This is a genomic window from Uliginosibacterium sp. 31-12 (assembly GCF_030548425.1).
Lineage (GTDB): Bacteria > Pseudomonadota > Gammaproteobacteria > Burkholderiales > Rhodocyclaceae > Uliginosibacterium > Uliginosibacterium aquaticum.
Genome location: NZ_JAUOOA010000001.1, coordinates 756,134 through 779,624, shown reverse-complemented (window position 1 = coordinate 779,624; position 23,491 = coordinate 756,134). Strand labels below are relative to the sequence as shown.

30 protein-coding genes are annotated in these 23,491 nt (G+C 60.3%); 10 read left to right on the top strand and 20 right to left on the bottom strand.

All coding sequences use genetic code 11. The features are described from left to right. Positions 1-4: 4 nt before the first annotated feature. The 13 genes from Q3Y64_RS03715 to Q3Y64_RS03655 form a co-directional block, all read right to left on the bottom strand. On the bottom strand, positions 5-1,012 hold the full coding sequence (locus tag Q3Y64_RS03715; RefSeq protein WP_303560156.1) for an XdhC family protein: 1,008 nt from the start codon (positions 1,010-1,012) through the stop codon (positions 5-7). Continuing rightward, positions 1,012-3,216: a xanthine dehydrogenase family protein molybdopterin-binding subunit gene (locus tag Q3Y64_RS03710; protein WP_303560155.1), complete on the bottom strand. Its 2,205-nt coding sequence runs from the start codon at positions 3,214-3,216 to the stop codon at positions 1,012-1,014. The genes Q3Y64_RS03715 and Q3Y64_RS03710 overlap by 1 nt, the downstream gene beginning before the upstream one ends. A 13-nt stretch (positions 3,217-3,229) precedes the next feature. Then, complete coding sequence (locus Q3Y64_RS03705) at positions 3,230-3,688, bottom strand: (2Fe-2S)-binding protein (protein WP_303560154.1); 459 nt, start codon at positions 3,686-3,688, stop codon at positions 3,230-3,232. Between the two features lie 129 nt (positions 3,689-3,817). Beyond that, complete coding sequence (locus tag Q3Y64_RS03700) at positions 3,818-4,210, bottom strand: nuclear transport factor 2 family protein (RefSeq protein ID WP_101944537.1); 393 nt, start codon at positions 4,208-4,210, stop codon at positions 3,818-3,820. A gap of 129 nt (positions 4,211-4,339) precedes the next feature. After that, complete coding sequence (locus Q3Y64_RS03695) at positions 4,340-5,314, bottom strand: AraC family transcriptional regulator (protein WP_303560153.1); 975 nt, start codon at positions 5,312-5,314, stop codon at positions 4,340-4,342. 199 nt (positions 5,315-5,513) lie between these two features. Further along, the gene (locus tag Q3Y64_RS03690; protein WP_216821805.1) at positions 5,514-5,918 is read right to left on the bottom strand and encodes a hypothetical protein; all 405 of its coding nucleotides are present in this window, start codon (positions 5,916-5,918) and stop codon (positions 5,514-5,516) included. A gap of 40 nt (positions 5,919-5,958) precedes the next feature. Beyond that, on the bottom strand, positions 5,959-7,467 hold the full coding sequence (locus tag Q3Y64_RS03685) for an MFS transporter (RefSeq protein WP_303560152.1): 1,509 nt from the start codon (positions 7,465-7,467) through the stop codon (positions 5,959-5,961). 45 nt (positions 7,468-7,512) lie between these two features. Then, positions 7,513-8,136, bottom strand: coding sequence for a glutathione S-transferase family protein (locus Q3Y64_RS03680; RefSeq protein WP_303560151.1), 624 nt, complete (start codon positions 8,134-8,136; stop codon positions 7,513-7,515). Then, positions 8,133-8,462 (bottom strand): DUF1330 domain-containing protein, encoded by a 330-nt coding sequence (locus Q3Y64_RS03675; RefSeq protein WP_303560150.1) that lies wholly within the window; start codon positions 8,460-8,462, stop codon positions 8,133-8,135. Before Q3Y64_RS03675 ends, Q3Y64_RS03680 begins: the two co-directional genes overlap by 4 nt. A gap of 44 nt (positions 8,463-8,506) precedes the next feature. Further along, complete coding sequence (locus Q3Y64_RS03670; protein WP_303560149.1) at positions 8,507-9,004, bottom strand: bacterioferritin; 498 nt, start codon at positions 9,002-9,004, stop codon at positions 8,507-8,509. Positions 9,005-9,075: 71 nt separating this feature from the next. Further along, the gene (locus Q3Y64_RS03665) at positions 9,076-9,753 is read right to left on the bottom strand and encodes a type 1 glutamine amidotransferase domain-containing protein (RefSeq protein WP_101944530.1); all 678 of its coding nucleotides are present in this window, start codon (positions 9,751-9,753) and stop codon (positions 9,076-9,078) included. Positions 9,754-9,778: 25 nt separating this feature from the next. After that, positions 9,779-11,197, bottom strand: coding sequence for a coniferyl aldehyde dehydrogenase (locus Q3Y64_RS03660; RefSeq protein WP_303560148.1), 1,419 nt, complete (start codon positions 11,195-11,197; stop codon positions 9,779-9,781). A 49-nt stretch (positions 11,198-11,246) separates the two neighbouring features. Then, the gene (locus tag Q3Y64_RS03655; RefSeq protein ID WP_101944528.1) at positions 11,247-11,672 is read right to left on the bottom strand and encodes an organic hydroperoxide resistance protein; all 426 of its coding nucleotides are present in this window, start codon (positions 11,670-11,672) and stop codon (positions 11,247-11,249) included. A 125-nt stretch (positions 11,673-11,797) separates the two neighbouring features. On the opposite strand from Q3Y64_RS03655, the gene Q3Y64_RS03650 reads away from it, so the two are divergent. Next, the gene (locus tag Q3Y64_RS03650; protein ID WP_101944527.1) at positions 11,798-12,682 is read left to right on the top strand and encodes a LysR family transcriptional regulator; all 885 of its coding nucleotides are present in this window, start codon (positions 11,798-11,800) and stop codon (positions 12,680-12,682) included. Positions 12,683-12,861: 179 nt separating this feature from the next. On the opposite strand, the gene Q3Y64_RS03645 is transcribed toward Q3Y64_RS03650, so the two are convergent. Next, positions 12,862-13,620, bottom strand: a complete 759-nt coding sequence (locus Q3Y64_RS03645) for an SDR family oxidoreductase (RefSeq protein WP_303560147.1) — start codon at positions 13,618-13,620, stop codon at positions 12,862-12,864. Between the two features lie 231 nt (positions 13,621-13,851). Here Q3Y64_RS03645 and Q3Y64_RS03640 point away from each other — a divergent pair, with 231 nt between their 5' ends. After that, entirely contained in the window at positions 13,852-14,553 is a 702-nt protein-coding gene (locus Q3Y64_RS03640; protein ID WP_303560146.1) for a 5'-methylthioadenosine/adenosylhomocysteine nucleosidase, read from the top strand. A 264-nt stretch (positions 14,554-14,817) separates the two neighbouring features. On the opposite strand, the gene Q3Y64_RS03635 is transcribed toward Q3Y64_RS03640, so the two are convergent. After that, entirely contained in the window at positions 14,818-15,354 is a 537-nt protein-coding gene (locus Q3Y64_RS03635) for a nitrogen fixation protein NifQ (protein ID WP_303560145.1), read from the bottom strand. A gap of 328 nt (positions 15,355-15,682) precedes the next feature. On the opposite strand from Q3Y64_RS03635, the gene nifV reads away from it, so the two are divergent. The 8 genes from nifV (at position 15,683) to Q3Y64_RS03595 (ending at position 20,434) form a co-directional block, all read left to right on the top strand. Continuing rightward, the gene (gene nifV / locus Q3Y64_RS03630; RefSeq protein WP_101943681.1) at positions 15,683-16,822 is read left to right on the top strand and encodes a homocitrate synthase; all 1,140 of its coding nucleotides are present in this window, start codon (positions 15,683-15,685) and stop codon (positions 16,820-16,822) included. Beyond that, positions 16,819-17,634 carry a serine O-acetyltransferase gene (gene cysE, locus Q3Y64_RS03625; RefSeq protein ID WP_303560144.1) on the top strand — a complete coding sequence of 272 codons (816 nt, stop codon included), beginning with the start codon at positions 16,819-16,821 and terminating at the stop codon, positions 17,632-17,634. The genes nifV and cysE overlap by 4 nt, the downstream gene beginning before the upstream one ends. Then, positions 17,627-17,962, top strand: coding sequence for a nitrogenase stabilizing/protective protein NifW (gene nifW / locus Q3Y64_RS03620; protein ID WP_101943678.1), 336 nt, complete (start codon positions 17,627-17,629; stop codon positions 17,960-17,962). Before cysE ends, nifW begins: the two co-directional genes overlap by 8 nt. Before the next feature lie 6 nt (positions 17,963-17,968). Then, positions 17,969-18,424 (top strand): hypothetical protein, encoded by a 456-nt coding sequence (locus Q3Y64_RS03615; protein WP_303560143.1) that lies wholly within the window; start codon positions 17,969-17,971, stop codon positions 18,422-18,424. Between the two features lie 19 nt (positions 18,425-18,443). Beyond that, complete coding sequence (locus Q3Y64_RS03610) at positions 18,444-18,767, top strand: ferredoxin (RefSeq protein ID WP_101943675.1); 324 nt, start codon at positions 18,444-18,446, stop codon at positions 18,765-18,767. Continuing rightward, positions 18,764-19,261, top strand: a complete 498-nt coding sequence (locus Q3Y64_RS03605; protein ID WP_101943673.1) for a hypothetical protein — start codon at positions 18,764-18,766, stop codon at positions 19,259-19,261. The genes Q3Y64_RS03610 and Q3Y64_RS03605 overlap by 4 nt, the downstream gene beginning before the upstream one ends. An 11-nt stretch (positions 19,262-19,272) precedes the next feature. After that, positions 19,273-19,515 (top strand): zinc ribbon domain-containing protein, encoded by a 243-nt coding sequence (locus Q3Y64_RS03600; RefSeq protein WP_101943671.1) that lies wholly within the window; start codon positions 19,273-19,275, stop codon positions 19,513-19,515. A gap of 286 nt (positions 19,516-19,801) precedes the next feature. Beyond that, entirely contained in the window at positions 19,802-20,434 is a 633-nt protein-coding gene (locus tag Q3Y64_RS03595) for a glutathione S-transferase (RefSeq protein ID WP_303560142.1), read from the top strand. Between the two features lie 36 nt (positions 20,435-20,470). On the opposite strand, the gene fdxB is transcribed toward Q3Y64_RS03595, so the two are convergent. Genes fdxB through nifN form a run of 5 tightly spaced genes read right to left on the bottom strand, consistent with a single transcriptional unit; the run spans position 20,471 to position 23,416 of the window. Next, positions 20,471-20,779: a ferredoxin III, nif-specific gene (gene fdxB, locus Q3Y64_RS03590; RefSeq protein WP_101943718.1), complete on the bottom strand. Its 309-nt coding sequence runs from the start codon at positions 20,777-20,779 to the stop codon at positions 20,471-20,473. A gap of 57 nt (positions 20,780-20,836) precedes the next feature. Further along, on the bottom strand, positions 20,837-21,034 hold the full coding sequence (locus tag Q3Y64_RS03585) for a CCE_0567 family metalloprotein (RefSeq protein WP_101943667.1): 198 nt from the start codon (positions 21,032-21,034) through the stop codon (positions 20,837-20,839). A 44-nt stretch (positions 21,035-21,078) separates the two neighbouring features. Beyond that, positions 21,079-21,555, bottom strand: a complete 477-nt coding sequence (locus Q3Y64_RS03580; protein WP_303560141.1) for a NifX-associated nitrogen fixation protein — start codon at positions 21,553-21,555, stop codon at positions 21,079-21,081. Positions 21,556-21,557: 2 nt separating this feature from the next. Next, positions 21,558-21,959: a nitrogen fixation protein NifX gene (gene nifX / locus Q3Y64_RS03575; protein WP_303560140.1), complete on the bottom strand. Its 402-nt coding sequence runs from the start codon at positions 21,957-21,959 to the stop codon at positions 21,558-21,560. After that, entirely contained in the window at positions 21,956-23,416 is a 1,461-nt protein-coding gene (nifN, locus tag Q3Y64_RS03570) for a nitrogenase iron-molybdenum cofactor biosynthesis protein NifN (protein ID WP_303560139.1), read from the bottom strand. Before nifN ends, nifX begins: the two co-directional genes overlap by 4 nt. Positions 23,417-23,491 lie beyond the last annotated feature (75 nt).

Here is a 23,491-nt window from a genome sequence, read left to right as displayed (position 1 = left end):
ATGATCAGGCGATGCTGCAAGCGAGGGCATCGGAAGCTGCTGCGGGGGCGGCGCTCCATCGCGGCAGGGAGATGCCGTTTCGCACGGCGATCATTTCGGCCAGGATGGAAACTGCGATCTCGGGCGGTGTATGGCTGCCGATCGGCAGGCCGACCGGTCCGTGCAGGCGCTGCAGTTCCTCTGGCGAAAAATCGAAGTGGCTCATCAGGCGTTCGCGACGTTTTTCGTTGTTGAACCGCGAGCCCACGGCACCGACGTAGAAGGCGGGCGAGCGCAGGGCTTCGAGCAGCACCATGTCATCGAGTTTGGGGTCGTGAGTGAGGGCGACGACAGCGCAGTGCGCGTCTGGCTTCATCTCCAGCAAGCAATCGTCGGGCATGGCGGTGACAAGTTTCGTGCCGGGCACTTCCCAGCCGGGGCTGTATTCCTCGCGCGGATCGCACACGGTGATGGCGTAATCGAGGGCCAGGGCCATCTGTGCGAGATAACGCGAGATCTGCCCGGCGCCAACGATCAGGAGTCGCCATTGCGGGCCGTGCACGGTGGTGAGGCGTTCGCCATTCCAGCGCAGGGCATCGCCGCGTTGTGCTTCGCTCAGCGTGGCGCGGCCGCTGATGAGGTCCACATGCTTGACGACCAGCTGCCGTGCGGCCAAGCGTGCGGCGAGTTCATCGAGCATCACCGGGTCCGGGCAGGGCTCGATGACCACTTCCAGCTTGCCACCGCAGGGCAGGCCGACGCGCTCGGCCTCTTCCTTGGTGACGCCATAAACCAGCGGGAAAGGGCGCTCCACACCGAGGCGCCCCTCGCGCATGCGTGCGATGAGGTCGTCCTCGATGCAACCACCAGACACCGAGCCTTCGACCAGACCGTCCTCACGAACGACCAGCCAGGCGCCCGGCGGGCGGGGCGCCGAGCCCCAGGTGTGGGCGACCGTAACCCAGGCAAAGCGCCGGCCCTCGCGGGCCCAGCGCTGTGCACTGGAGAGCACCTGAAGGTCGATGCTGTCCATCAGGCTTTCAGCCCTTCGGTCTTGAAAGGCAGATCGCGCAGGCGCTTGCCGGTAGCCGCCGCAATGGCGTTGGCCAGGGCCGGTGCCAGCGGTGGTACGGCAGGCTCACCAATCCCGGTGGGTTTCTCGCCGGACGCGACGATATGCACTTCGACTTTCGGCATTTCGTTGATGCGGATCGGCGGATAGTCGTGAAAGTTCGATTGCTCGACCACGCCATCCTTGAAGGTGATCGCGCCATACAGCGCGGCAGACAGGGCGTAACCGATCGATCCTTCGACCTGTGCGCGGATGATGTCCGGATTGATCGCGATGCCGCAGTCGACCCCGCACACGACGCGATCCACGCGCAGGCTGCCATCGGGCTTGATGGTGAGCTCGGCGACCTCGGCCACGAAGCTGCCGAAGGATTCATGCACGGCCACGCCGCGTGCCCGGCGATCGCCTTTTTCGCCCGGAGTGAGGGGCGTGCCCCATCCGGCTTTGTCGGCCGCCAGCTTCAGCACGCCGGTATGGCGCGGGTGGTTTTTCAGCAGATCAAGGCGGTAGGCCACCGGATCCTGACCGGCTGCCACGGCCAGTTCGTCAATGAAGGTTTCGGTGGAGTAGGCGGTATGTGTGGAGCCTACCGAACGCCACCAGTGCACCGGCACTTGGATGTCGCTGGGTGTGTGCAGATCTACCTGGATGGCAGGGATGGCGTAGGGCAGGTTCGAAGCGCCCTCGACCGACACTGGATCGATGCCGTTCTGCACCATGCCGGCGAAAGGTGAACCGGTCAGGATGGACTGGCCGACCAGACGATGGCGCCAGGCGGTAGCGCGGCCTTGTGCATCCAGCGCGGCTTCGATGACGTGGTGGAAGGCCGGGCGGTAGTAGCCGGCCTTCATATCGTCTTCACGGAACCAAACCATCTTCACCGGCGCGCGCCCCTTGATGGCCTGGGCGATGGTGACGGCTTCCAGCGTGTAGTCAGAGTCCTTGCTGCCGCGTCGGCCGAAGCTGCCGCCTGCGTAGAGCATGTTGATCTTGACCTGTTCGACCTTGATGCCGAGCAGCGCGGCAATCGCCATCTGATCGCCGGTCTGCATTTGCTCGCCGTTCCACAACTCGCATTCATCCTTGCCGAGCCGTACTACACAGTTGAGCGGCTCCATGGCGGCATGTGCGAGGAAGGGGAAGTCGTAGCTGGCACGCATCACTTTTGCGGCCTGCGCGAAGGCCGCATCGGCATCACCCGTTTTGCGTGCCACGGCGCCTGGCTGCTTGGCCAGCTCATGGTAGCGCGCAAAGATCTGCTCGCTGCCAAGCTTGAAAGCGCTGGATTCGTCCCACTGGATGCGCAGCGCATCGCGCCCCTTCTTGGCGGACCAAGTGTCCTTTGCCAGCACGGCGACACCGTTCGGGATCTGTACGACTTCGACTACGCCCTTGATGGCCTTGGCCTTCGATGCATTGAAAGACTTCACCTTGGCTCCAAAGCGCGGCGGGTGGGCCACCACGGCGGTCAGCATGCCGGGCAGGTGGATGTCCTGCGTGTAGACCGCTTTGCCATTGATCTTGTCCGCTGAGTCCTTACGTGGCGCGTGCTTGCCCACCAGCTTGAAATCCTTGGGGTCTTTGAGCTTGATGTCGGCCGGCACACTCTGGTCGGCAGCCAACTGTACGAACTCACCGAACTTGCCCGAGCGGCCGGATGCGGTGTGACTGATCAAGCCTTCGCTGACGGATATTTCCGCCACCGGCACCTGCCATTGCTTGGCTGCGGCAGCCGTCAGCATGGCGCGTGCCGCTGCGCCGGCCTGACGCATCTGCATCCAGGAATTGGCCATTGCGCTACTGCCGCCGGTGCCCTGAAACGGCCCCCAGAGTGTATTGGCGTAGCGTTTGGCATCGGCTGGCGCGCCTTCCACGCGGACCTGCGACCATGCTGCATCGAGTTCCTCGGCAATGATGGTGGCGATGCCGGTGTAGGTGCCCTGGCCCATTTCGATGTGCTTCGAGATGACGGTGACGACGTTGTCTGCACCGATACGCACAAAGGCGTTGGGCTCGAAATTCTGCGCCACCGCAGTAGCGTCGGGCGGGAGACCGGGGCCGGTCGCGCCAAGCGTGCTGGGAAGATAGATCGCCAGGCTCAGCCCTGCCGCACCGTGCAGGAAACGGCGGCGGCTCTCGTTCTCAATGTGGGGTATGTGGCTCATTTCATGTTCTCCCTCAGGCCAGAGCCTTGGCTGCTTCATGAATTGCGGCGCGGATGCGCACGTAGGTCGCGCAACGGCAGACGTTGCCGGACATGGCGGAATCAATGTCCGCATCGCTCGGCTTGCGGTTCTCAGTCAGCAGCGCGACGGCGCTCATGATCTGGCCGGACTGGCAGTAACCGCACTGCACCACGTCCAGGCGCTTCCAGGCTTCCTGCACGGCCTGCGCTACCTTCAGGCGATCTACACCTTCGATGGTGACAATTTTCTTGCCGACGGCTACGGATACCGGCGTGGTACAGGAGCGGATGGGTTGGCCGTCCATATGCACGGTGCAGGCACCACAGAGCGCCATGCCGCAGCCGAACTTGGTGCCGGTCAGCTGAAGGCTGTCGCGCAGAACCCAGAGCAGCGGTGTGTCGGGTGCCACGTCCACACGTGTGGATTTTCCATTGATGTTCAATGTGATCATTCGAGTCTCCGTTGGGGGCGCAGATCAGCGCTTTTGCATTCTGGGAAGCAAAGACTCCATGCGCTAGATCATTACCCCGAAGTTCTTGCCTGATTCTCCAGGGCGGGAAATGAAGACCCCGAAGGTGCTTCAGGCATGCGCCGCGCTACGGCCGTCGAAATCGCTGCGGATAGGGGCTGTGTCATAGATGATCGTGAGTTTCGTGAACTGCTGACCGTCCGGCGTTAGCTCAAACACATCGACACATTCAAACTGAACCTGTTTGCTATTGCTGAGCGTCCAGATGTACTCGAAGTGCAATGCCACAGACGAGGCTTCACCGCTGGGTAGGAAAATGTTCAGAAGGCGAGTTTCGGAACGTTGGGTGTCCGAGAACAGTGCCCGGTAGAAGCTGTTTGCTTCGATGACGCCATACAGAGGCGAGATCACCGTGGCTTCGGGAGCGAATAGGGAGAGGACTCCGTCCAGATTGCTCTCGTTAAGTGCTGTGAGGTACGCCTTGCAGAGTGATTCGGTTTGCATTTTTTACTCGCTTTGGATTGACGCAGGAAAGAGTGGCTATGCCTTGCTGCATGGCGTGATAAAGGGGGCGAGCACTGGCGGAAGGCTGCGTCTGTCACCCAGTGATTTCCAGACCGTCGAACTGCGTGTTCAGGCCGGAATACTGCTTGTGGTCTCGGACCTCTTTCGTGCTCCGGCGCGCCCTTGGCGCAAGTCCTCGATGTCGCGCTTGGGGGGCGCACCGAACAGTCGGCTGTACTCACGACTGAACTGAGACGGACTTTCATAGCCAACCTGAAAGGCCGCGCTTGCTGCATCCAGATGTTCGTTGAGCATCAGGCGTCGCGCTTCGTTCAGGCGCAGCCACTTCTGATACTGAAGGGGGCTCATCGCGGTCAGCTGACGGAAATGGAAGTGCAGGCTGGAAGTACTCATCTGGATGCGCGAGGCCAGATCTTCGATGCGCAGAGGCTCGGTGTAGTTTGTTTTCAGCCAGTCGATGGCTTTGGCGATCCGCTGGCTTTGGCTGCCCAGCGAAACGATCTGCCACAAGCGTGCAGCCTGATCGCTCATCAGCAGACGGTAATGAATCTCGCGCAGGATCAGCGGGGCAAGCACCGGTATGGAGGCGGGCTCATCCAGCAGGGCCAGCAGACGCTGGAATGGCGCCAGCAATTGCGGTGACAGGCTTCCCCGGGCTAGCCCCCTGTCTGCGGGGCGTTCTGTGGGCGGCGTAAGGCCACCTTGCGCGATCAGTGCTGCGAGGATGCTCAGATCCAGTTTCAGGACCAGTCCGACGCAAGGTTTTTCAGGGCTGGCTTCAATCACCTGGGAGCTCGCCGGTAGATCAATCGAGTTGATCAGGAAGTGTCTCGGGTCGTACGGGAAAGCTTCGTCCCCCACGAGCATCTGTTTGGCGCCCTGAGCTACAAAAACAACGCTGGGCTCAACCATGCAGGCACAGGGCTCTGTAAGTTTCTCTCTCCGGAAAAAGAGCAGATCGGGAATTTCTGTGCATCGGTCCTCGTCGCCACTTGTCCTGCTTGCGATAGCGTGAGCTAGTGCGGTTTGCAGCGTGCTGATCTGTGTTTTCAGTGCAGGGGCGTGAGTCTGCTGGGAAGTCATGCCGTTCTCCAGAGGGTTCTGCTTTGAACTGTAGCCGGATCAATCCAGCCGCGGCTTGCCGCAGACTATCTGGCCGCAGGATCAGGCAAGAAAAACATCGGAATGAGCATGATTTCTCCGCTGCTCCGGGGTAATCACTTGATCAAGGGGAGGGGAGTGCAGGCACTGGGGACCCGATTGCAGTAAAGCCCCGTGTTTTCTACTCCTGGGCTCTTCGTTTGAAGAACAGGATCAGAAACAGGATCATGAACAGGATGTCGTTCACGCCGTAAATGCTGAAAAAAATGCCGGCCATGGCATCTTCGGCATATACGTTTGCGACGCTGTGTTTGGACATCCAGTCCAGCCAAACCACTGCATAAACGGATTTTTCAATCGCAAAAGCACCTGCGATCCATTTCGACTTGATGCTTGCTGCTGCGCCGATGTAAGCCAATCCCCACACGACGATCATCAGTAGGCCGAAGTTTGACATCACTACGGGATCTGCCGCGTTGATTGCTGTATTTGTGAAAAGTCTGGAAAAAATCAGCACTCCGCCAATGTTCATGCTGGCGGCTGCCAAATAAATCCTGGTTTCCATGCTTAATGTACGGAGTTTCATTTTTTATTCGGGTGTTTTCAGGGGGTGACTGTTTTGAAACTTAGCGCAAGCGTTTCTGAATGAGAACGAAGGCTGCGCCCAGCACACAAACAAATGCCAAAACAATAAGAATTTCTTGCCCTACCTGGATCGTGATCGGCGTGTGATCCGATGTACCGGAACCGAAAACGGAGGCGAATGGCATCTGCTTGCTGATGTGTGTGCACTGCAGGAGCGCTTCCCTGCATCGGCTGACATTGATCAGCCAATACTGACTGATCAGGCCTGCGGAGAACGCACTGGCGATCAGACGCACGATGTTCTTGAGCGCATAGGCATGTGAGAAGTCTTCATGCGGAACTTCTGTGTAGGTGAGTCCTGCGATCTGAATAACTCCCAGGATCGGGAAAAGCGCCTTGAGCGCCATGGGCCCAAGCAGGCCTGGCCAGGAGGCCTCGTGGCCTACTGCGAAGCACAGCCAGAGCATTCCCGCCCCCGCACAGGCGAAGCCCCAGGCGATCAAGCGTCTGCGATCTCCGAGTCTGGAAGCGAAGCGAAAATAGAGCGGCAGGCAAACGACGGTCACGATTGCAGAAAATGACTGTAAAGCGCCCGTTGCGCTCAGCCCCAGACCCAGCGCTTGATCGAACAGACGAGGGTAGAGATAGCTGGTGGCGCCATTGACGAGGTAATACAGACCGTAAAACCCGAGGCCGACGAGATAGCGCCGCCCGTTAAGTACATTCAGGCGCAAGAGTGGATCGGGGTGCTGCCGAGAGCGCCAGATCGTAAAACCAAGGCAGGCCATTGCCAGACTGAGCACGGAGAGTTGGCCAGCCCCGAAGCGAGCCAGCTCAAGGCCCTCCAGACCGTGGAGCAAGAGCATCATGCCGAGCGCGAAGCTCAGGCTCGTCAGCCAGTCGAGTGAGCCCAGAGAGCGAGGGGTGTGGCGTTCTGCGCGAAGCTTCAAAAGCACGGTGATCAGCATCAGCAGGGCGAAAGCCGCCTGCAACAGGAAGGTCGCACGCCATCCCCAGGCCTGGACGAGCGCAGCTGTAAGCCAGGGCAATGGGGCTACGCCGCCCAGCAAGCCAATGATGTAGGCCCTGAGTTGGGCCGGGCGTTCGGATTGTGGTGTGACCAGTTGCAGATAAACGCGGGACATCGTGAACAAGCCCCCGCCACCAATGCCTTGCAGGATGCGCGCGGGAATCATCAGCCAGAGCGAGCTGCTCATGGCTGCCAGCAGGGCGCCTGCGAGATAGAGTGCAATGCCGCTTGCGATGAGATTCCTGTAATGCCAGCGGCGGCTGGCGCGCTCGATCAGGGGCAGGGTAGCAATGCCGGAGCCCGCGTAGAGGGTGATGATCCAGAGAAACTCACTCGGGCTTGCCTGCATGCCGGCTTGAATCTCCTCTGCAGACAGCAGCACGCTCAGAGAGGACCAGAAGTCCACGGCGGTCACCAGCCCCAGCACGTAACCCAGCGCACGCGGTAAATGCTCACGTGGCAAGGGCTGATGCGAGAGTGGTGTTGCCTGCTGAACGGGTGATGTGGCGGGGGATTTCATGTCAGTTTTTGTATTGCGCGCGAGCGAGTTGGGGTGAATCTCTCATTACCCCGAATGCTCATTCGTGGCCTGAACTGCTATTTTCCATGCTTCACGGGAATGGATGCGCTGGACGAAATTCTGCAGCTTGGGCCAGCGTTCGGCCTCAGGCTGCAGAGTGGCGAGCGTTGCAGGGAAGCTCAGCATCACATCGGCGCCGGTCCAGTCATTGCCCACGAAGTGACCTGAAGGCTGAAGCTCGTTTTCCAGATAATCGAAATGCGCGATGAGCTGCTCATTGATCCGCGGGTGTAGCGGCTGGCCGGCTTCGCCCAGCGTTGCAACGTAGAGCCTGAGCAGTACCGGTGTCATGGCGGAGCCCTCGGCGAAGTGCATGAGCTGAAGGTGGCGCAGCGCATCTTGCGAGCCTGCGAGAGGCAGGAAGCGCCCTTGACCATAGCGTTCGCAGAGGTATTGCACGATGGCGCCCGACTCCTGGATCAGGATGCCATCGTCTTCAAGCAAGGGCGATTTCCCTAGCGGGTGAATCTTCTTGAGTTCAGGCGGCGCCAGATTGGTCGTAAGGTCGCGCTGATAGTGCTGAACGCGATAGCTCAGGCCCAGCTCTTCGAGCAGCCACACGATGCGTTGCGAGCGGCTTTTGTTGAGGTGGTGAATGACGATGCTCATGGCTTGCTAGCCTCTTGTTCGTGGGAAATCGCAGCGCTTGCGACCCCGTTAACCAACAGAACGGAATAATCGGCACCCGCATTGCGATGAGGCTTGGCCTTCTGGTACGCGGGGCTTTCATACCAGTTGCGCGCCGCAGCCATATCCGGAAATTCAAGGACTGCCACGCTTTCCTCAGGCTGACCCTCCAGAACTTCGATTTCGCCGTAATACGCGATTGGCTTCGGGTTATGGCCAGCTCGTGCCAGTTTGGCGAGCGAGGCATAGGTATCAAGCTCGTCGGGCTTGAGTGTGTGATGCCTGATGAGGATTACGTAAGCACTCATGTTTTTCTCCTGAAATCGGGACGCGTAGAGATCCCGAAGGATGGTCAAGCAGCAGTAGCGCTAACGCGCACCGACAGGTAAAGCGATTCACCCATGCGATCAAGCAAACTCAGTTCATTTTTAAGCCAGGAAAGATGTGCCTCTTCACCCACAAGCACGTCCTCAATCAGTCTGCGAGTTGTGGCGTCGCGCAGTGCCACCAAGGTTTCAATGGCTTGATTGAGTACCGGCAAGCCCGCCTCCTGAACCTGAAGATCCGCCTCCAGAATGCTTCTGAGCGTGTGCCCGATGCGTGGCTGAGCAATGGTGAAATCTGGCGTCCCGCCGATGTCGAGCAAACGATCGGTCAGTGTTTTCAGCGTCAGCGGCTCATCGCTGATATGCGCCTGCATTTGATTGCTCAGATTTGTCAGGCCCAGCGCGCTGATCAAAGCGAGATGTGTCTGATGCTGGATGCTTGCACTCCAGAAGGCTCCGATGAGTTCGTTGAGTAACTGATGGGCAGGAGCCAGCGGGCTACCGCCAGTATTCTTTTCAGTCATGAGGCGCTTTCTGTCTGTTGTTTAAAGAGAGGCAGATGCAGGCTAGGCGCACTGCATCTGCAGCCCTGTGCTCAGGCGAGCAGTTTGATCAAGGCGTGTGCGACACCTTCGGAGCTTGCGGGGTTCTGTCCGGTCACGAGCGTTCTGTCGCTCACGATGTAAGGCGCCCAATCCGGGCCTTTCTCATAGAGGCCGCCCAGTGCCTTGAATTCATCCTCGATCAGGAAAGGCACGACATCGCTGAGCTCAACCGCATCTTCTTCTCCGTTGGTAAAGCCGGTGACCCGGCGGCCCTTGATCAGCGGCTCACCATTGGCGGCCTTCACATGGCGCAGTGCGGCGGGGGCGTGGCACACGAAACCGATAGGCTTGCCAGCACGTTCAAAGTTTTCGATCAACGCAATCGACACGGCTGATTCGGCCAAGTCCCACATCGGCCCATGACCACCGGGGTAGAAGACGGTGTCAAAGTCTTCGGCTTTGACGGTATCGAGCTTGACCGTGTTGGCCAGGCGTTCCTGTGCGGCAGGATCTGCCTTGAAACGATGGGTCAGTTCGGTCTGGAATTCAGGCAGGTCACTCTTGGGGTCGAGCGGAGGCTGCCCACCTGCCGGTGAAGCAAGCACGATCTCGGCGTTTGCATCCATGAAGGTGTAGTAGGGCGCGGCAAACTCTTCCAGCCAGAAGCCGGTCTTCTTGCCTGTATTGCCGAGTTGATCGTGCGAGGTCAGTACCATCAGAACTTTCATGTTTCTCTCCTTTTGAGGTGTGTAATTACGCGGATAAAGCAGATTCAAGTGCAGCCAGCTTGCTGGCGTAGGGGGCACGCAGGCGCAGATTGGAAGCGCCATCCGGGCTTTGCAGAACAACAGCCTTGTTGTGGGTAAAGCGCATGAAGCCGTGGATGCCGTGGTAGGCACCGATACCTGAAGCACCAACGCCACCAAACGGCAGAGTTTCGATAGACACGTGGCTCATGATGTCGTTGATTACCAGTGCGCCGGAGGTTGTGCGGGACGCAAAATATGCCTGCCCCTCTTGCGTATCGCCGAAGTAGTAGGCCGCCAAGGGGCGCGGATGGGCATTGATATACGCAACGGCTTCCTCAGCACTGGCGCAGACCATGACGGGCAAGAGCGGCCCGAAGATTTCTTCTTGCATGATCTTCATGTCATCCGTTACGTCGAACACCAGATGCGGAGCAATCTTGCGGGAGACCGGGTCGTGAGCAGCTTCGTCAGACGGCGCCAAGCTGACAATGCGCGCCCCTTTCTGGGCCGCGTCTTCAAGCAGACCGAGCAGACGCTCGTAGTGTTTCTGCGTGATGATGGAGGTGTAGTCAGGGTTGGTCTGGAGTGAGGGGTAAGCCTCTGCCATGAAGGCCCGTGCGGCTTGCTCCAGTCCCGCCTGCTGTCCTGGCGGAACGATCATGTAATCTGGGGCAAGACAGATCTGCCCCGCGTTGAAAGTCTTTACCGTCAGTGTGCGGGCCGTCGCGAGCCCGATGTCAGCGTCTGCACTCACGACCACAGGTGACTTCCCGCCCAGCTCAAGCGTGACCGGTACAAGGTTTTCCGCCGCGGCGCGCATCACATGCCGGCCGACTGTGGTACTGCCGGTGAAGATCAGGTGATCGAAGGGCAGACCGCTAAAGGCGGCGCCTACGCCGGCGTCGCCAAGCACCACGCCCAACTCCATCGGATCGAAATAGCGTGCGATCAATTCGGCGAGCAATTCAGAGGTGTGCGGTGTCAGCTCGGACGGCTTCAGGAGTGCGGCGTTGCCCGCAGCCAGAACGCCCGAAAGAGGGCCGAAGGCGAGATTGATCGGAAAATTCCAGGGGCTGATGATGCCTACAACGCCCAGCGGCTGGCGCTCGATCCGTGCTGTCATGCCCGGCGCGGGAGCGGGAAGTGTTTCCGCCTGCATCCATTCCTGCACATGCTGGGCTGCGTAGTGGAGCATCCCCTGCGTTGTCGCGATATCCGCCGCCAGTGACTGGTAAATGCTGCGGTGGCCGAAGTCTGCACTCATCGCGTGAGCCAACTCATTGCGATGCTCGCGCAACAGGCGCGCCGCGCGGAGAAGGCGGTCCCGGCGTAGTGCGCCATCGGCCGGCCCTGTTGCAATGTGCCGCTGTTGCATGGCTTTGAGAATGGAGCGAAGGTCTTCTGTCTGTGGGTGGGAGTGCATGTTGTTCTCTTTTCGTGGCGCCGCCGGATCCGGCGTGCTGTGAGTGGGTTCAGATGATTTCGAGTGCGACTTCGACGTTGCCACGTACTGCGTTCGAATAAGGGCAGACTTCATGGGCGTCTGCCACGAGGGCTTCAGCGGCGTGGCGTTCGATGCCAGGAAGCTGGATGCTCAAGGTGATCGCCAGGCCAAAACGACGCTCGTCCTTGGGGCCGACACCGACTTTTGCGGTAACCGTGGCGTTCTCCGGGATGCGCGGGTGTTCGCCGCTGCGAGCCACATTCTTCATGGCGCTGAGGAAACAGGCTGCGTAGCCGGCGGCGAATAGTTCCTCGGGGTTGTTGCCGAAGCCGTTGCCGCCCAACTCTTTAGGCATGCCGAGCCAGACATTCAGCGAGCCATTTGCGGTGCGAGCACGGCCGTCCCGCCCCCCTGTTGCTGTGGCTTCTGTTTGATAAAGAATCTTTGTAGGCATGTTGTTCTCCTGTTGTGAGGGCTGAAGCGGTAACGCTGCATGGCCTGTGCATCTTAGGTTAGGCAGCTGATCGCCCGCCAACTAGGCTAGTTTGGGTCTGCCATAAATAATGTTATGGTTGGCAGATGTCGCTTATCCGTTTGCGGACCTTCGTCGAGGTCTATCGCCAGCGCTCCATCAGTGGAGCTGCCCGCAACCTCAATCTGACCCAGCCAGCCGTCTCACAGCACATTGCCGGGCTGGAGGTGGCGATCGGACGCCCTTTGTTTGAACGGCAGGTGCGAGGGGTAACGCCGACTACGGCTGCGGATGAATTGGCCGCGGATATAGGAGACAAGCTCGATGCCGTCGAGGCCGCCATGTCTTCGGCCCGTGCGCGCTCGATGGAGCTGGCGGGTGCTTTGCAGATCATCGGCCATGCGGACTTTCTGGCCGAAGTGGTTTCACCCCATTTACTTCCTTTGCTGGAAGTGGGGATCCGTGTGCGCATGCAGACGGGGAGCAGTGACTTCGTCAATCAGATGGTGATCGAGGGACACTGCGACCTCGGTATTACAGCCTTTCCTACCAGTGACAAACGCCTGCATTGCGAGTTGATCCGCAGTGAGCGTGTGCTTGCGGTGGCTGCGCCCAGCGTTGCAGACCGGATGACTCAAGCCGCTTCACTGGAGAAAGCGCTCGCTCAAGAACCCTTGTTGGCATACAACCTTGAGATCCCGTTGATTGATTCCTGGGCAGCGAAAAACAAGCTGAATCTGGGGCCGCTTGTACCCGCGTTGATCGGTCAGGACTTACGCGCACTGCGGAGCTTGTTGTGCCGTGGCTTTGGCTGGACCGTGCTGCCCGAGTATTTGTGTCTGGATCATCTTCAGCGTGGTGAGCTAAAAGAAGTACCCGCATCAACGGGGGCGGGCGCACTCAACTATTACCTGGTCTGGACCCCGAGCGCACTCAGGCAAGCACGCGTTGCGCACGCCCGGCAAGCCTTGCTCTGGCATCTGAAGGCTTGATTTGAACGAGCTGCGCGTGATCTCGCAAGACGCACAGCTTTTGGGCCGTCACTGAACCCCGTTTTGGCAACAGGATTGAGATGATCTTTCCGCAGCGCCAGCATATGCACAGATGCCAGCGCTGCGGCGAAGGACATTAAGCCGGAGCTTTGTGCTGCCTCCCGACCCTTGACCGGCGCTCAGGCCTGTTTATTACGCACGATATTGAAAGGCCCGCTGGCCTGGCTGCCGGGCATCAGCTCGATGAAGTTGATGTTCACATGGCGTGGCAGGCTGGTGCTCCAGTAAACCGTTTCGGCAATGTCCTCTGCCGTCAAGAAATCCGTATTGGCATAAACACCATCGGCCTTGGCCTGATCTCCGTGAAAGCGCACGGTCGAGAATTCGGTTCCGCCACACAAACCGGGTGCGATGTCGGTGGCCCGCACGCCAGTGCCAGCCAGATCGGCGCGCAGATTCAGGCTGAACTGGCGCACGAAGGCCTTGGTGCCGCCATACACATTGCCGCCCGGATAGGGGTAGTGGCCGGCCACAGAACCGAGATTGACGATGTGGCCGTTGCCTCGTTCCACCATGCCCGGCAGCAGGGCGTGGGTAACATAGATCAGCCCCTTCACATTGGTATCAATCATGCGCTCCCAGTCATCCAGCGAAGCCTGATAGGCGGGGCTGACACCGAGCGCCAGACCGGCGTTGTTGATCAGGACGTCGACCTGCGCAAAATCAGCCGGCAGCGCCGCGATCACATCGAGTACCGCCTGCTTGTCGCAGACATCCAGCACGGCGGTATGCAGCGGCAGGCCGAAGCACTCATCCTTCAAGGCTTGCAAGCGCTCGGCGCGGCGGCCGACGGCAATTACCTTGTGGCCTTCGCGCAGATAGCGGCGGGTAATCGCGGCACCAAAACCAGCGGTGGCACCGGTTACAAAAACGATCATCGAAATACTCCTGTAGTTAAATAGGGGGGAGGGCGTTAGTAGGTGCTTGTGCAGCGTCTAGACCGGAATCACAAGGGCGAGCGTCATTTTGGCCTTTGCAAGGAACGAAGGACACCCGTTCTTGACGCCCAACGTAGATCAAGCCTGGCCGCTGACATCTGTTATAGCCTTGGCTTATGGGGGCGGCACGGCAAGTGTCTTTGCTGGCTATAGCTTATTGGGGAGAACATCTTGATCGTCATTCTTGGGGCCATGGATGCCGAGATCGCCGAATTTCTGTCGGTGATGGAAGCACGCGAGACTTCGGTCTGGCAAGGCATTGAAGAACATCGTGGGCTGATCGATGGGCATCGCGTGCTGGTTAGTAAGACCGGGGTCGGTAAGGCTATGGCCGCCATGCGTACTCAACACTTCATCGACAAGGCTGCGCCATGCGCGCTGCTATTCACGGGGTTGGCGGGGAGCCTGAAGCTGGATATCCGGATCGGCGACACCGTGATTGGCCGAGACCTTGTTCAGCACGACCTGGAAAGCGTCGTGCTGGGACTGCCTCGCGGGCAGATTCCGTTTTCGGATATCCGCTTCCTGACGCCCGACCCGAACTTATTGGCGCTGGGGCAAACCTATCGTCCGGCCGAAGGCCAAGTTCATACGGGGCGTATCTGTACGGGCGATCAGTTCATCACTCACCGCGAAATGAAGAGCCACGCTTATCTGCACAGCGAACTGGCCGGTGATGCAGTAGAGATGGAAGGTGCGGCCGTGGCGCTGGTGTGCTCGCTTAACCAGGTTCCGTATCTGGTGGTGCGCACAATCTCTGACATGGCTGACGAAGATGCCGTCTCGAATTTTGAAGAGATCCTGCCGCGCGCCAGCCAGAACAGCTTGGCTTTCGTACGCCATGTGCTGACAGGAATAGATCCTGCGCCCTGACAACCAGATCTTCGCTGCTGGTGGTTTGACGCAACCGTTGTAGAACCACCTAAAATGCGCATAATTTTTATTATGTCAATATGGCGCAAACTCAAAACGGCCCTGGGCAAGGTACTGCGCACACTTAAACAAGCGTTCCGCCTTCCGGGGCTGTGCCAGATATAGGCAGTACAACCTCACCGCCTCAACATCGAAGCCTGCCGCGTGCAGGCTTCTTTTTTGCCTGTGGTTGGTCTTCCCCGTCCGTTGATGCACTGGCGAGCCTTACTCTTCCGGACCGAAGCAGATCGCGTGATCGATGCAATCGGCGCAATTAGGCGATTTGCAGATTGGAACACCGGCCCGCCCGCAAAGCTGGCGGTAGAAGAATTTCTTCCACTTCATGTCGCCGACGTTCAGTGTAGCCAGGGTCGGGAAACGCTGACGCAGGACGGCACTGAGTTCGCGGCGTGACGGCAGGCCCATGTCCTGCCACAAATGATTGTCACGCTGGGCCGCTGTGGCAATTGTGGCAGCAAGCCAGATCCCCATCTGGTCCAGCGGCGCGGCGTGATCTAGGAGAAGTTCGAACAGCTCTTCGAATTCATCAAAGCGATCCGCTGCCGCGCCGTTCTCTAAATCCTGCTCAGGTGCACACAGTGCACGTAAGCCCTCGAAAGATGTTGGGCCAAGGCCGCGAATCAGCGGTTGAGCTCCAATGCGCTGAGACTCAGCCAAGCCACAGCGAATGACAAGCAGATCCAGTGCGTCGAGCGGTTCCAGTAAGGCAAGTTCGGGCGCAATCAGCTCAGGTGCATTCATGGTTCGGTCCTCCGCATTTTTCGTCGCAAGGAACAGGCCAGTTTGAAGCCGCCTGGAGATGCGCTGGCGTGGATGCACCGGACCCTCACCGGATGCTCGCAAACATAGGCATTTCGCGGTTTTCATCGACCTTCTTTTAGCGCTGCATGCCAGCGATCCCGACGCCGAAGACGCCAAGATGGACACGACAAAGTGCACATTGCTCACAGCTCGGCCAGGTGGATAGCGCAACGGATTGCTATGAGATCCTCTCTATGTGCATGAAACCAAATAGAAAACCAATTCGGCACGGTAATTGCTGAGCTCGTTCCGAGAGGAGCGTTACGCCATGCAAACCGCTTTTACGATCAATGACACCACTCTGCGCGACGGCGAACAGACCGCCGGAGTCGCCTTTACCGTCGAGGAAAAGTGCAGCATCGCAGCTGCCTTGGCCGCTGCCGGGGTGGCAGAGCTCGAGATCGGTATTCCGGCCATGGGCGCTTCAGAGATCGCAGCCATCAATGCCATCGCCATGCTGGGCCTATCTGCCCGCACGATGGTGTGGGGGCGCATGGTGGCGGCCGATGTAGAGGCAGCCAAGCGCTGCCATGCAGACATTGCGCACCTCTCGATTCCGGTTTCGGATATTCACATCGACGCCAAGCTGCGCCGCGACCGGGAATGGGTGCTGGCGCAGATCCAGCCCGTGGTGACCTTGGCCCTTGAGGCTGGCATGGAGGTCAGCGTCGGAATGGAGGACGCATCCCGGGCCGATCCGGCATTCCTGTGCCGTGTCGCTGAGGTGGCACAAGCGGCCGGCGCACGCCGTATCCGCTTTGCGGACACTCTGGGCATTCTGGATCCCTTTGCCACTTTCGAAGTGATCAGCCGTCTGCGCCCAGCCGTGGATATCGAAATCGAGATCCATGCCCATGATGATCTGGGCCTCGCTACTGCCAATACCCTAGCCGCTTTTCGCGCCGGCGCCACTCATGCCAACACCACGGTGAATGGCCTGGGGGAGCGTGCCGGCAATGCGCCGCTGGAAGAGGTGGTGATGGCCATGCGCCATACCCACGGCGCCGATCTCGGCGTGGATACGCATGCCCTGCTGGATATCTCACGCCTGGTGGCGCGGGCTTCACAGCGTCCCGTCGCAGCAAACAAGAGCATCGTCGGCGAAGCGGTGTTTACGCATGAATCCGGCATACATGTGGATGGCTTGCTGAAGGATCAGCGCAACTATCAAGGCTTCGACCCGGATGAGCTGGGGCGCGTGCATCAGCTCGTATTGGGCAAACATTCCGGCTCGCATGCCGTGCAGATGGCTTGCGGGCGCCTGGGGCTGAGCCCCACACCGCGGCAGATGGCACAGATCATCGAGCGCATCCGTGATTTCGCCATGGCAACCAAGCGCGAGCCCGGTTCGGATGAGCTCACCCGCTTCTATCTTGAAACGGCACTGCCCGTTGGAGAAGCAGGATGAAGGCTGAAGCCGAACTCCTTCGCCAGCTTGCTTCCCCTGCCCAGGCGCCGGGCCTCCTGGCGATGCTGCGAGAAGATGTGGCCTGTGTGTTCCAGCGCGATCCGGCTGCGCGCAGCACGCTTGAATTGCTGACCATCTATCCCGGCATCCAAGCCCTCGTATTGCATCGTTTTGCACATGTGTTGTGGCGCCGGGGCTGGCGTTACCTGCCCCGGCTGCTGTCCTTTCTGAGTCGGCTCCTGACCAATATCGATATCCATCCCGGCGCCACCCTCGGCCGGCGTTTTTTCATCGATCACGGCGCGGGAGTGGTGATCGGTGAAACCGCCGAAGTTGGCGAAGACGTCACGCTCTATCACGGAGTGACCCTCGGCGGCACGACCTGGCGCGCCGGCAAACGCCACCCCACGCTCGGTAACGGTGTGGTGGTCGGTGCGGGCGCCAAGATTCTGGGAGCGATCAGCGTGGGGGATCGCGTGCGGGTCGCGGCCAACTCGGTGGTGATTGACGACGTAAAGCCCGGGGTCACGGTGGTCGGTATCCCGGGGCGTGCCGTGTTGCCCAAGGAGCAGCGCCGTGTGATGCCGGGCGGGATCGGCATCGATCTTGATCACCACCAGATTCCTGACCCGGTCGGCAAGGCCATCAGCTGTCTGCTCGAACGCATTGCTGATCTGGAGCGTGAAGTGCAGCGCCTCAAGGGCGATCCTCTGCCCGAGCAAGCGGCCTGTCGCGCCTGTGACGACAGCTGTTCCCAACCTGAATTCGATAGCGGCCCGAAAGAGCCCAAACAAGGAGCAAAAAATGGATGAACTCACCCAAAGGCTGGCCAGCCTTTCTTCGGCCGAAGACTTCCTGGACTTCTTCTCGGTACCGTACGAGCAGAGCGTTGTGAATGTGAGTCGCCTGCACATTCTCAAGCGCTTCTACCAGTACCTTCGGCGCGATACCGAGATCTCCGGCGGGCTGGGCGAAGGTGCGCTGTATGCCCGCTACCGTGCCCTGCTGGTCCAAGCCTATGAGGATTTCGTGAACTCCACACCGGCCCAGGAAAAGGTCTTCAAGGTGTTCCAGGACAGCGACGGCAAGCAAAGCGTCACCCTCGACAGCCTGCGCGCCACCCTGCCCTCTGCGGCTTGAGTGCTCATGAGCGAGCATGTCCGTTTCCTCGCCAACATGATCCTGCTGGAAGAGGAAACGGCCAGGCATTGCAAGCGCCTGGCGGATGTAGCGCTGGCGGCTGGTGACGAGGAACTGGAGGCCTTCTTCCTGAGTGTGGTGGAAAGCGCGCATCTGGATATCGCCGATGCGCTTGCCGAGGGGGCTGAGCGCCGCCACGCCACACTGGAAGTGCGGCCGATCAGTGAGTGCCTGCTGAGTCTGCCCGGCCGCCAGCCACGCAGTGGCCATGCCGCACTGCTAGGCGTGCACTGCGCGATGGCCTGCGCATTGAGCCTGGTGCGGCGCAGCCACGCCTACTACGCCAGCATTGCGGTGATGGCCGAGGATGCGGAGCTGCGCCAGCGTGCTGCAGGCTTCGAGCGCGAACACAGCGCCCACATTGGCGCGATGGAACACTGGATCAATCGTTTGACCACTTGAACAACAGAGAGAAGTCACCATGAGCAAACCTGCCCGCCATGTTTTCGTATGTTCCCAGAACCGCCCCGCCGGCCACCCGCGCGGTGCCTGCCAGCACAAGGGCGGCAGCGATGTGCTGCAAGCTTTCTGGGGCGAACTGCAGAACCGCAACTGCTGGGACAAGGTGGCCATCACTTACTCCGGCTGCCTCGGCCCCTGTGATCGCGGCACGAATGTACTGGTCTATCCGGAAGGCGTGATGTACAGCCAGGTAACCCCGGCGGACGTCAGCGAAATATTTGATTCGCATTTGCTTGGTGGCATCCCGGTGGCACGCCTGCGCACCCCGGGAGAGATCTGGTGAATCTCTTCACCGGCTCATCCTCGGACGAATTCTTCGGCGGCGAAGTGCCGCCGCAGGTTCGGCGTCTGCTCGACGAAGCCCGTAGCGCGCCGCCGCGCCAGATGGAGTCCCTGCTATGGACCGCGCAGATCTGCTCGCCGGAATGCCTGCCGGTGTATTACCTGCTCTACAAGTTTCACGCCCGCCTGCGCCAGTATCCGCAGGCTGAGCAGGCTGCCCTGAAAGGGATTGCGACTGCCGGTGCCCAGGCCGGACTGGCGAAGAACTGGCGTGAGGTGGTGGTCAGCGATGCCGATTTTGCTGCCACCGGCCCTGCCCGCTTCTGGCTCTTCAGTCTCAAGGCGCTGGCCTTCATCTATCTGCGATCAAACCGCCACGAAGCCTCACGCGAATTGATCGCCAAGCTCGCTGAGCTTGATCCCGGCCACGGGCTGGGCGGCGAAGTCATCGCCGCCTTGCTCGAGGGCTCAAATACCACCCGTCCTCCCACCTGAAGGAGCTTGTCATGCCGCTCTACGACTTTCACTGCGAAGCCTGTGACGCCACCAGCGAACTCATGGTGCGCGCCAGTGATGCCTGCGCCCCGGCTTGTCCGAAATGCGGCAGCAGCCAACTCAGCAAGCTGCTGTCCCTGCCCAGCGCACCGGGCAAAATTAAGGGTTTTCTTGCGCGCCAGCGTGCCCAGGCCAACAAGGAAGGCCACTTCAGCAACTGCTCGGCAAGCGAGCGGGCCAGCCTGCTGAAGTAGCGCACCTGCCGGTAATGCACTGGGTATGTAGGGCCGGCTTCAGCCAGGGGGCGAACCTCAGATGGGGTGGATGCGGCTAAAGCCGCACCTACGAGGGGTATCCGGCCGGCACCGCAAGGGCTTCTAGGGCCGGCTTCAGCCGGCGGGGCCTGACTCTCAGATTGGGTCGATGCGGCTGAAGCCGCACCTACTGGGGTACTGGGTTGCTCCTGTGCGACACAGGCACACCGTGCTGCATCCAGGCTAGGATTGCGACTCTTGCACTCATCAGCCCTCAGGAGACGCCATGAAGCTCATCGGCATGCTCGATTCGCCCTATGTCCGGCGCGTTGCGATCTCACTACAGTTGCTCGGCCTGCACTTCGAGCACCAGTCCCTCTCCGTCTTCCGCACTTTCAAAGACTTCCACCAGATCAATCCGGTGGTCAAGGCGCCTACGCTGGTGTGTGACGACGGCGAACTGTTGATGGATTCGACCCTGATCCTGGCGTATGCCGAGGCCTTGGCGCAGCCGCGCAGCCTGATGCCCAGTGGGCTGAAAGGCCTGCAACGCGAACTGCACTTGATCGGGCTGGCGCTGGCCGCATGCGAGAAGAGTGTGCAGATCGTGTATGAACGCGAATTGCGCCCGCCGGAGAAGCTTTACGAGCCCTGGCTCGAACGCGTGAGCGGGCAAATGCGCACTGCCTATGGGCTGCTCGAAGCCGATCTGGCACGCCAGCCGCTCGCTTCCGGCGAGGCCCTGAGCCAGGCAGGCGTGACGCTGGCCGTGGTCTGGCATTTCAGCCAGCAAATGCTGCCCGGGCTACTGCCCGCCGAGCACTATCCGCAACTCGTGGCTTTCTCGGCTGCGGCCGAAGCCCTGCCGGCCTTCAAGGCGGCGCCGCACGGCGATGGCACTTTTCATCAGGCGGAGTGAGGGCTGGCAGCCGAAGGCGGCCACTTGCGCCACCGCTCAGACTTCAGCCGGAGCGTGCGTGTAGCACTTCTTCGGACAGACCTTGGAACAGGCCTGACAGCCTATGCAATTGGCCTGAGTGGCGATGGTCATGACCTTGCGCTCGAACTCATCGTCGTCGTCCTCGTTCTCCGGATCGACCAGCACGATATCGCCGTCTTCAGTCATGCCGGCCAGCGCCAGCACATTGTTGGCGCACACCTTCACACAGCGTGCGCAACCAATGCATTTGTTCTGATCGAGTTCGGCGACGAAGTGCGGGGTCCATACCGCGCCGCTGGGCAAGGTGATCGAATAGGTACTCATGTCAGGCTCCAGACGCAGCGCGAACAACTCATCGCCGGCGCGCTGCGTACTCCGGGTTCAGGCGGTGGCGCTGGCCAGCGCCTGGCGCGCGGCGATCAGCGATTGATGGGCGTCGTAAGCGATCTGCGCCACTTCAAGGATCTTCTCCCAGTTGGTGGGAAGGTCTTCCGAGAGGTCATGCAGATCCATCTTGGCCTGGGTGGCTTGAGCGTTGAGCTTCTTTACCCGGGCCTTGAGCGTATCCAGGTCATCCATGGCTATCTCCTTGGTTTCGGTATACAGAGTGGTGGACGCGGCGCTCAGCCCCAGTCCGCCACTTCACGGAATTTCTCGATCATCGCCACCCCATCCTCGACATGCTTGGTGCCGGCTTCAGCCAGCTTGGCGAGTGAGGGAAAACCGAAGCGATGCACATCGCGCAATTGCTTGTTCACCACCACCAGACGCCCAGCGATGAGCACCTGACGGCCAAAGCCTTCGTGCGACATCTTCATCATTGGTGTGACCATGGCCTTGGTGCGGCGCTCGATGCACAGGCCCACGGCGCTGAAGAACTGCTCCACGCGCCAGAGGGTTTCCGGGTCCGGGTCGCCCATGATGGGCAGTGCGCGACGCGCTTCGGCGGTCAGGATGAAGGGCTCGAGCAGGGTTGCGTCGCTCTTGCCATCCCATACGCCGTGGGTGTCCTGCGCGCGAAACTGCTTGGCGAGCTGGATCAGGTAGGGTGTTGCCAGGGCGGCTGCATCTTCGGCAGTGCTATCCAGAGTTTCAGTCATTTTCAGGCCTCGTCTTCAAAATCGAACTCGCGCGTCTGGTCCTTGGTCATGACCTTGCGCAACCAGGGGGGCGGCGTGCCGTTGAGCACATCCTGCAGCTTTTCGAGAATGTCCATGATCGGTTCCGGCTGGCTCACCTTGATCGGATGGATCTTGCTGGCCACCACGCGGGCGGCGGCCGAGCCACCGATGGCTGCCACGTACACAATCGCTACGTCATGGATGGCTTCGAGCTTGGGCGCGAGCTTGTCTTCATCGCCATCCTCGTCGAGCTTGCCGCCGAAATCGAAGGTCTCGATGTAGCTCGAGCCCTCCTTGCCGACTTCGTAGATGGCGATGTGCTTGGCCCAGCCGAAGTGGGCGTCCACACGCTGTTTGTCTTGCGTTGCAAAGGCGACTTTCATGGCTGGAGCTCCTGTGAAAGGTGAGTCTCGGATTGCTCGTTGGAGGGGCTGGCAGCGCAGCCGCAGCCGCCACTGCCACAACTGCTGGCGGGTGGGCTCATGCCCCGGGCGGCAGCCAGGCTTTCGGCGTTGAGCGGCCAGTCTTCCGGTTTGGCCTGATGTTCGGCCTCCAGCAGGCTGTTGGCCCAGTGCGTGATCAGTTCGCGGGTGCCGCGATAGCCCACCATCAGTACATGTGAGGCGCCCAGGCGATCGAACATCGGCAGGCCGGTACGCAGCAGCGGAATGGCAAGGCGCTCGGCAGCCTGGCGACCATGCGAATGGGTCAGCAGGATCTCGCAGCCGCTGGCCCTGGCGCGAGTTTCGAGGTCTTCCAGATCGCCGATCAGCACTTCTGCACACGGCAGGCCGGCGAGGACGGGGGACGGGGTGGTGGTCACCGCGGCCAACACCTCACCGCCCATTTCGTAGGCCGTCCAGGTGAGCGCGGCGAGCAGGTCCGGTTCCGCACCGATGGCGAACTTGCGGCTGCCGATCCAGAAGTGCGCGTCGAGCATTGCATCCTGCAGCTGGCCGCGCTGACGACGGTATTTGGCGGCGACCGGCTGGCCCGAGAGCTCGCTCAGGTAGCCCATCAGCTCGTCCACCGCGCCAAGACCGGTGAGTCGCTCAAAGACGCGGTAAGGCACGCCGCTGCGCTCTTCCAGCGCCATGGCCGCCGCACTCATGTGGCTGCCAATGGCCAGCGTAGCGACCGAGGCGCCCATGCGCTGCATTTCCGCCAGCGTGGTGCCACCCAGCGTGGTCGGTGTGAAGTTTTCGGGGATGTGGCCGTCAAGTGAGCCCGAGATGTCCGGCAGCACGATGGCCTTCAGGCCGAAGGAAGCGATGATCTCGCGCAGCTCGTCGATATCTGCCGCGGTGAGATGGCAACCGGGCAGCAGGTTGATCTGCTGTGGGTCACGTGCCTCGCAGGGTTCAGCAAAGGCATCAACGACACAGGTCACGGCTTTCGCCCAGCCATCCTCGAAAGCGCCCACGTAATCGGGCGTGGAAACATAGACGATCCGGGTGCCTGCCAGTGTTTCACCATGCTTGCGGTGGATCAGCTTGAGATAGCCATCCACATCATCGCCCTTGGTTTCGGTCAGCCCGGTGGAGGCAATGGCGATGAAGGAGGGGTTTGCGCGCTTCTTGATGTTAAGCACCGCCTGCTCGATATTCTCCAGGCCGCCCAGGATGGTGCTGACCTCGTTCATGGCCGTGGTCTGCAGCGGAATGGCTTCCTTGAAATGGCGCACCAGCAGCACCAGGCCAAAGGAAGTGCAGCCCTGTGAGCCGTGCATCATGGGCATGCAGTTGTCCATGCCCATGAAAGCAAAGCAGGCGCCCAGAGGCTGGCTCATCTTGAGCGGATTGACGGTACAGGCCTTCTTCGATTCGCTCACGCTTGCCATGATGCCCCTCCCCTTTGCATGCGACCCGCGACAGCGGGAGTCCGGCGTCTCTCCGCGGCCATCGCCGCCACCGGA

Bases quoted from the DNA above. Each gene is read 5' to 3' on its own strand.
- Q3Y64_RS03715 (WP_303560156.1), bottom strand. From the start codon at position 1,012: ATGGACAGCATCGACCTTCAGGTGCTCTCCAGTGCACAGCGCTGGGCC.
- Q3Y64_RS03710 (WP_303560155.1), bottom strand. From the start codon at position 3,216: ATGAGCCACATACCCCACATTGAGAACGAGAGCCGCCGCCGTTTCCTG.
- Q3Y64_RS03705 (WP_303560154.1), bottom strand. From the start codon at position 3,688: ATGATCACATTGAACATCAATGGAAAATCCACACGTGTGGACGTGGCA.
- Q3Y64_RS03700 (WP_101944537.1), bottom strand. From the start codon at position 4,210: ATGCAAACCGAATCACTCTGCAAGGCGTACCTCACAGCACTTAACGAG.
- Q3Y64_RS03695 (WP_303560153.1), bottom strand. From the start codon at position 5,314: ATGACTTCCCAGCAGACTCACGCCCCTGCACTGAAAACACAGATCAGC.
- Q3Y64_RS03690 (WP_216821805.1), bottom strand. From the start codon at position 5,918: ATGAAACTCCGTACATTAAGCATGGAAACCAGGATTTATTTGGCAGCC.
- Q3Y64_RS03685 (WP_303560152.1), bottom strand. From the start codon at position 7,467: ATGAAATCCCCCGCCACATCACCCGTTCAGCAGGCAACACCACTCTCG.
- Q3Y64_RS03680 (WP_303560151.1), bottom strand. From the start codon at position 8,136: ATGAGCATCGTCATTCACCACCTCAACAAAAGCCGCTCGCAACGCATC.
- Q3Y64_RS03675 (WP_303560150.1), bottom strand. From the start codon at position 8,462: ATGAGTGCTTACGTAATCCTCATCAGGCATCACACACTCAAGCCCGAC.
- Q3Y64_RS03670 (WP_303560149.1), bottom strand. From the start codon at position 9,004: ATGACTGAAAAGAATACTGGCGGTAGCCCGCTGGCTCCTGCCCATCAG.
- Q3Y64_RS03665 (WP_101944530.1), bottom strand. From the start codon at position 9,753: ATGAAAGTTCTGATGGTACTGACCTCGCACGATCAACTCGGCAATACA.
- Q3Y64_RS03660 (WP_303560148.1), bottom strand. From the start codon at position 11,197: ATGCACTCCCACCCACAGACAGAAGACCTTCGCTCCATTCTCAAAGCC.
- Q3Y64_RS03655 (WP_101944528.1), bottom strand. From the start codon at position 11,672: ATGCCTACAAAGATTCTTTATCAAACAGAAGCCACAGCAACAGGGGGG.
- Q3Y64_RS03650 (WP_101944527.1), top strand. From the start codon at position 11,798: ATGTCGCTTATCCGTTTGCGGACCTTCGTCGAGGTCTATCGCCAGCGC.
- Q3Y64_RS03645 (WP_303560147.1), bottom strand. From the start codon at position 13,620: ATGATCGTTTTTGTAACCGGTGCCACCGCTGGTTTTGGTGCCGCGATT.
- Q3Y64_RS03635 (WP_303560145.1), bottom strand. From the start codon at position 15,354: ATGAATGCACCTGAGCTGATTGCGCCCGAACTTGCCTTACTGGAACCG.
- nifV (WP_101943681.1), top strand. From the start codon at position 15,683: ATGCAAACCGCTTTTACGATCAATGACACCACTCTGCGCGACGGCGAA.
- cysE (WP_303560144.1), top strand. From the start codon at position 16,819: ATGAAGGCTGAAGCCGAACTCCTTCGCCAGCTTGCTTCCCCTGCCCAG.
- nifW (WP_101943678.1), top strand. From the start codon at position 17,627: ATGGATGAACTCACCCAAAGGCTGGCCAGCCTTTCTTCGGCCGAAGAC.
- Q3Y64_RS03615 (WP_303560143.1), top strand. From the start codon at position 17,969: ATGAGCGAGCATGTCCGTTTCCTCGCCAACATGATCCTGCTGGAAGAG.
- Q3Y64_RS03610 (WP_101943675.1), top strand. From the start codon at position 18,444: ATGAGCAAACCTGCCCGCCATGTTTTCGTATGTTCCCAGAACCGCCCC.
- Q3Y64_RS03600 (WP_101943671.1), top strand. From the start codon at position 19,273: ATGCCGCTCTACGACTTTCACTGCGAAGCCTGTGACGCCACCAGCGAA.
- Q3Y64_RS03595 (WP_303560142.1), top strand. From the start codon at position 19,802: ATGAAGCTCATCGGCATGCTCGATTCGCCCTATGTCCGGCGCGTTGCG.
- fdxB (WP_101943718.1), bottom strand. From the start codon at position 20,779: ATGAGTACCTATTCGATCACCTTGCCCAGCGGCGCGGTATGGACCCCG.
- Q3Y64_RS03585 (WP_101943667.1), bottom strand. From the start codon at position 21,034: ATGGATGACCTGGATACGCTCAAGGCCCGGGTAAAGAAGCTCAACGCT.
- Q3Y64_RS03580 (WP_303560141.1), bottom strand. From the start codon at position 21,555: ATGACTGAAACTCTGGATAGCACTGCCGAAGATGCAGCCGCCCTGGCA.
- nifX (WP_303560140.1), bottom strand. From the start codon at position 21,959: ATGAAAGTCGCCTTTGCAACGCAAGACAAACAGCGTGTGGACGCCCAC.
- nifN (WP_303560139.1), bottom strand. From the start codon at position 23,416: ATGGCAAGCGTGAGCGAATCGAAGAAGGCCTGTACCGTCAATCCGCTC.